Origin of the sequence: Endozoicomonas atrinae (assembly GCF_001647025.1) — a bacterium.
Taxonomy (GTDB): Bacteria; Pseudomonadota; Gammaproteobacteria; order Pseudomonadales; family Endozoicomonadaceae; genus Endozoicomonas; species Endozoicomonas atrinae.
Map to the genome: position 1 here is coordinate 1 of NZ_LUKQ02000703.1, position 678 is coordinate 678.

At 57.8% G+C, this 678-nt stretch carries 2 protein-coding genes; both read right to left on the minus strand.

The genetic code is table 11. The annotated features are described in order from the left end of the window. Positions 1 to 85: 85 nt before the first annotated feature. Positions 86 to 493, minus strand: a complete 408-nt coding sequence (locus tag AK963_RS30150; RefSeq protein ID WP_066018850.1) for a 3TM-type holin — start codon at positions 491 to 493, stop codon at positions 86 to 88. Then, positions 486 to 678: M15 family metallopeptidase domain-containing protein (locus AK963_RS30155; protein WP_139117825.1), on the minus strand; the 193-nt coding region annotated here is incomplete at its 5' end. The genes AK963_RS30155 and AK963_RS30150, both read right to left, overlap by 8 nt.

Consider the following 678-nt stretch of genomic DNA (forward strand, 5'->3'; position numbering starts at 1 on the left):
TCGTGCTTGGCCAGCGTCTGGAGTATCTGGGTAATCCCATCGAGCTTTTCTTCAATCCGGTTAAAGCGGTCTTCGTCGGCCATAACTACCTCCGGGCAACGCCCTTCAGTTTCTCCACCGTCCGCGCTCCACCCAGTCCCAGCAGGCAGAGCAACAGGGTAATCACCGTACTGGTGTCGGCGACGGGTAACTGGCTGGCAATGGCGGCACGATCCGCCAGATTCAGCCCGATGATGATCAGGTCACGGACAATCCACGTCCACGCCAGGATAAAAACACACAACCAGCCCAGAGCAGGCCGCCAGCCGGAGACAAATACCGATGGGTGCTTTGCTTCCTCGATGTTGGCCAGTGCCTGCAAGATATGGGGCTGCTGTAATTGTTGATTGAGCGAGAGCTCCGCCTTTGCCCGTTCCTCGTCAGAGGTAAACAGGCTGTCGAGTCCCCCCATCAACGCCTTGGCGATCCCTGCCATGGGGTTGAGGTTAATCATCCATCAGCTCGAAGTGTGGGTAATCAATGAATTGGTGGTCGGTCATTTCACCGTCCCTGTCCCAGTCACCGCCCCAGCGCAGTTTGATACCCATGCCCTCGGCAATGCCAAGCACATACCCGGCAAAGTGGGCAGCTCGCTGGTAGTCGAACCAGTCCAGCGGAAAGGGCATCACGTCCACCGCC